The 5,077-nt window shown below is 75.5% G+C and carries 3 protein-coding genes; all 3 read left to right on the top strand.

Annotated features, from left to right (window positions below; genetic code table 11):
• Positions 1 to 946: 946 nt before the first annotated feature.
• The 3 genes from LG943_RS27530 to fdhD all read left to right on the top strand — a co-directional run bounded on the left by LG943_RS27530 (position 947) and on the right by fdhD (position 4,974).
• Entirely contained in the window at positions 947 to 2,986 is a 2,040-nt protein-coding gene (locus LG943_RS27530) for an NAD(P)H-dependent oxidoreductase subunit E (protein WP_270075303.1), read from the top strand.
• Entirely contained in the window at positions 2,983 to 3,924 is a 942-nt protein-coding gene (locus LG943_RS27525; RefSeq protein ID WP_270075302.1) for a 2Fe-2S iron-sulfur cluster-binding protein, read from the top strand. The genes LG943_RS27530 and LG943_RS27525 overlap by 4 nt, the downstream gene beginning before the upstream one ends.
• A gap of 189 nt (positions 3,925 to 4,113) precedes the next feature.
• Positions 4,114 to 4,974: a formate dehydrogenase accessory sulfurtransferase FdhD gene (gene fdhD, locus LG943_RS27520; RefSeq protein WP_270075301.1), complete on the top strand. Its 861-nt coding sequence runs from the start codon at positions 4,114 to 4,116 to the stop codon at positions 4,972 to 4,974.
• Positions 4,975 to 5,077 lie beyond the last annotated feature (103 nt).

Raw genomic sequence — 5,077 nt, 5'->3', positions numbered from 1 at the left:
GGCGGCCCGCCGCGCGCCCACGGCCCGGCCAGGTCGCGGGCCGCCCGCCTCGGCGCCGACCCGCGAGGGGACACGGCCTTCACCGCCGCCGGCCATCTGCGGGCGAGGTCTCCGGCACCCGAGGGCTCGCCTGACCGCCGCCCCAACCGCTCCGGTTCCCCAGCTCCGACCCGCCGCCCCGCGCCGGGCCGGAGCGCTGCCGCGAGACCGCCGAGACTCGGCCACGCCACCGCTCCGTACCCGCGTGCGCGCCGGCGGGCGGGATCGCCGTCCGCGAGGGCTCAGCCGCCGCCTCCCCTCGCTCCGCCGCGACCGGCGTGGCGACGCGATGGCAACCAAGCCGTGCCACCCGGCCATCCGGGCGTCCTCTCGCTCGGACATTGGGCCGCTTGGCGGGGGCGCCGCCGGGGAATGCCCTTCCCGTACCACCGCCGTCCGAGAGAGACGGAGCGGTGCCGCCCCGCTCGGCACCCGCGCCGCCTCCGGTCGGCGCGACCGCCGCCGCCCTGGAAGCACGTGAGTGTCGCACCCAGCCACCGCCGCCCCGCCCCGCGCGGGCCGCCCGCGCGTGCGCCGCACGCCGGGGTCCGCAGCGCACGACCGGGGAGGGCGGTGCCCAAAGGGTCGGCGTCGGCGTCCCGAAGGCGCGCGCCCGGGGGGTCGGTCTCCGCGAGCGCGTCGTCCGGAGGAGCCTCGTCCGCTTCCACGACCGGCGGGACCGCCGGGCCGGGCGGGGCGGATGAGGCCGAGATCACGGGCGGCGCGCGGCGGCTCCCAAGTGATCGTTCTCCGGAGGAACCGCGTCGTCACAGCGGGTGCGCGGCCCGGGCGGCGGTGTCCGAACCACCCCGCCGCAAGGGGTTGCCCGCAGTGGGAATGAAGCATACTGTAGCCCGTATACAACGTCTGTGACCTGGCTTACACATGATTCGAGGTGACCGGGGACGTGGACCTGCACTTCCTGGATGCTGTTCCGGACGACACCGAACGGGAGGCCGTCGACTCCGTCCTCGGACCCCCTGAGTCGGGGTGGGACGGCGGCCTGCGCCAGGCGTCCGATCTGCGCTTCGCCGAGGGCGGGCACGCCGCCCGGGGCCGGCGCGACCTCCTCCTTCCCGCGCTGCACGCCGTCAACGACCGCGTCGGCTGGATCAGCCCGGCCGCCCTCGACTACATCTGCCGCCGCCTGACCGTCCCGCCCGCCGAGGCCTACGGCGTGGCCTCCTTCTACGCCATGTTCGCGCTGAAGGAGCGGCCCCGCCGCGTTGTCCACGTGTGCACCGACATCGCCTGCGCCGCGCGCGGCTCCGACAACCTGTGCGCGGCCATGACCGAGCGCGTCGGCCCGCCCGGCGCGGACGGCGGCGACCTCGTCTGGCACGAAAGCCCGTGCCTGGGCATGTGCGAGCGCGCCCCGGCCGCCCTCACCCTGGAGGCCGGCGACCCGCCCCGCTACGCCGTGGCCGCCCCCGCCCGCCCCGACGACCTGGTCACCGGCGCCGGGGCACCGCCCGCCGCCGAGGCGCCCGCCGCCTCCGAACCCGTGTCCCCCACCGCTCCCCCCGCCACCGCCCACGGCACCGGCTCCCCCAACGGCTCCGGCCCCCGCACCGGCGCCGGGTCGTCCAACGGCCACCGACCGCCGCGGCGCACCACCTTCTCCGCCGACCCCCTCCCCGGTCCCGCGCCCGAGCCGCCGCCCTCGGCGGCGGTGCCGCAGGCCGGCGACCCCGACCTTCTCCTGCTGCGGCGCATCGGCGTGGTCGACCCCGAGAGCCTGGACGACTACCGCGCCAACGGCGGCTACCTCGCCCTGCGCGCGGCGCTGGCCATGGGCCCCTCCGCGGTGATCCGCGAGGTCACCGACTCCGGCCTGGTCGGGCGCGGCGGCGCCGCGTTCCCCACCGGCCGCAAGTGGGAGGGCACCGCCCGCCGTCCCGAGACCCCCCGCTACGTGGTGTGCAACGCCGACGAGAGCGAACCGGGCACCTTCAAGGACCGGGTCCTCATGGAGGGCGACCCGTTCGCGGTGATCGAGGCGCTGACCGTCGCCGGCTACGCCAACGGCGCGGCGCGCGGCTACCTCTACATCCGCGGCGAGTACCCCCGCGCGCTGTCGCGGCTGGAGAACGCCATCGCCCGCGCGCGCGAGCGCAACCTGCTGGGTCGCGACATCCTGGGCTCGGGGTTCGACTTCGACATCGAGATCCGGCGCGGCGCCGGCGCCTACATCTGCGGCGAGGAGACCGCGATCTTCAACTCGATCGAGGGCCTGCGCGGCGAGCCGCGCAGCAAGCCGCCCTTCCCGGTCGAGCGCGGCCTGTTCGGCAAGCCCACCGCCATCAACAACGTCGAGACGCTGGCCAACGTGCTGCCGATCATGCTGATGGGCGGCCCCGCCTACGCCGCCATCGGCACCGGGCGCTCCACCGGTCCCAAGCTGTTCTGCGTCTCGGGCGCGGTGCCGCGCCCCGGCGTCTTCGAGGTGCCCTTCGGCGCGACACTGCGCGAGCTGCTGGGGCTGGCCGGGCTGGGCGACGACGCGCCGCCCCCGCGCGCGGTGCTGCTGGGCGGCGCGGCCGGCGGGTTCGTGCGCGGCGACGAACTCGACATCCCGCTGACCTTCGAGGGCGCGCGCGAGGCGGGGGCCACCCTGGGCTCTGGCGTGGTGCTGGTGCTGGACGACGCGGTGGACCTGGGGGCGATCCTGGTGCGCATCGCCGCCTTCTTCCGCGACGAGTCGTGCGGGCAGTGCGTGCCCTGCCGCGTGGGCACCGTCCGCCAGGAGGAGGCGCTGCTGCGGCTGTCGCGGGGCGCCGGCTCGCGCCGCACCGACCTGGCGCTGCTGCGCGAGGTGGGCGCGGCCATGCGCGACGCCTCGATCTGCGGCCTGGGCCAGACCGCGTGGAACGCGGTGGAATCGGCGATCGACCGGCTGGGCGTGTTCGGCCCGGACGACCACCCAACCCTGAAGGAGGCCCGGTGAGCACACCGGTAACGCTGTCCCCGCCGCGGCGGCTGGTCGACGTCACCGTCGACGGCCGCGAGGTGCGGGTCCCCGAGGGCGCCACCATCCTTGAGGCGTGCGAGGCGCTGGGCACCGAGGTCCCCACGCTGTGCTACGGCGACACCCTGACCCCGCGCAACGCCTGCCGGGTGTGCGTGGTCGAGGTCGAGGGCGCCCGCACGCTGGTGCCGGCCTGCTCACGCAAGGTCGAGGAGTCCATGGCGGTCCAGACCGACTCAGAGCGGGTGCGCCACAGCCGCAAGATGGTGCTGGAGCTGCTGGGGTCCTCGGTGGACCTGTCCACCACCCCCAAGGCGGACGAGTGGATGGACCGCTACGAGGCGCGGCCCGACCGGTTCGGGCCGCGCGCCGAGCCCGCCCCGCTGGGCGAGCGCGACGCCCGCCACGCCGGCGAGCACGAGCCCGGCGACGGCGCGGCGGCGGCCACCGTGGAGCAGCCCGCCAAGGTCGACAACGACCTCTACGTCCGCGACTACGGCAAGTGCATCATGTGCTACAAGTGCGTGGACGCCTGCGGCGAGCAGTGGCAGAACACGTTCGCGATCGGGATCGCCGGGCGCGGGTTCGACGCCCGCGTCTCCACCGAGTTCGACCTCGCGCTGCCCGACTCCGCCTGCGTCTACTGCGGCAACTGCATCGAGGTGTGCCCCACGGGCGCGCTGTCCTTCCGCACCGAGTACGAGATGCGCGCCGAGGGCACCTGGGACGAGGACAAGCAGACCCAGACCACCACGGTGTGCACCTACTGCGGGGTGGGCTGCAACGTCACCCTGCACGTCCAGGAGAACGAGATCGTCAAGGTCACCTCGCCGCACGACAACCCGGTGACCCACGGCAACCTGTGCATCAAGGGCCGGTTCGGCTTCCAGCACGTGCAGCACCGGCGGCAGGACTGAGCACCGACCACGACCAAGGGGCGGCCGGCCCCGGGCGTCCGCGCCCGGGCCGCCGCGACGACGAACGACCGCCGCGGCCGATGCGCGACGGATCGCCGGGCGGACGACTGAACCACCGCCCGGCGGGGAATCCCTCCCGGGTCCGCCTCGGCGGACCCGCGAGCACGGCCACGGGGAAGGGGCAGGCCCATGGGACGCGTAACGGTCCGCGAGAGGATCTGGCGGATCCGGGACGGCGCGGCGAGCGAGCGCGTCGACACCCTGGTCGCCGAGGAGCCGATGGAGATCCGGCTCAACGGCCGCCCGCTCACCGTCACGATGCGCACGCCGGGCCACGACTTCGACCTGGCCGCCGGGTTCCTGGTGAGCGAGGGCGTGGTGTCCTCGGCCGACCAGATCGCGGCCATCCGCTACTGCGCGGGCGCCACCGACGACGGCTCCAACACCTACAACGTGGTGGACGTCTCGCTGGCGCCGGGCGTGGCGGTGCCCGAGGGGTCGCTGGAGCGCAACTTCTACACCACCTCCTCCTGCGGGCTATGCGGCAAGGCCAGCCTGGAGGCGGTCACGACCGTGGCGCACTGGACGGTCGCCGAGGACGGCGCGGCCTTCGGGGTGCCGCTGCTGTCGCGCATGCCCGACCGCCTGCGCGAGGCGCAGCGGGTGTTCGACCGCACCGGCGGACTGCACGCGGCCGGGCTGTTCACCCCCGAGGGCGACCTGCTGGCCGTGCGCGAGGACGTGGGGCGGCACAACGCGGTCGACAAGCTCGTGGGCTGGGCGGCGCGCCACGGGCGACTGCCGCTGCGCGGCACCGCCCTGATGGTCTCGGGGCGCGCCTCCTTCGAACTCGCGCAGAAAGCGCTGATGGCGGGGATCCCGGTCCTGGCGGCGGTGTCGGCCCCGTCGTCGCTGGCCGTGGACCTGGCGGCGGACTCGGGCCTGACCCTGGTCGGGTTCCTCCGCGGCGCCTCCATGAACGTCTACACCGGCCGGCATCGGGTCACCTTGGAGACGGCGCCGACGGCGCCGATGGCGGCCCCAGGGTGATACCGCCGACCGGCCCGTAGGCGCGAGACCGGTCGGCGTGCACCAGCCCCCTGCGCCGACCGGTCCCGACAACCTCCGCGCGGTCCGCCCCCGGACCGCGCCG

This window comes from Streptomonospora mangrovi (assembly GCF_027604915.1).
Taxonomy (GTDB): Bacteria; Actinomycetota; Actinomycetes; order Streptosporangiales; family Streptosporangiaceae; genus Streptomonospora; species Streptomonospora mangrovi.
Note: the sequence above shows the minus strand (reverse complement) of the source record. Positions and strands in the feature narration are given on the sequence as shown.

Bases quoted from the DNA above. Each gene is read 5' to 3' on its own strand.
- fdhD (WP_270075301.1), top strand. From the start codon at position 4,114: ATGGGACGCGTAACGGTCCGCGAGAGGATCTGGCGGATCCGGGACGGC.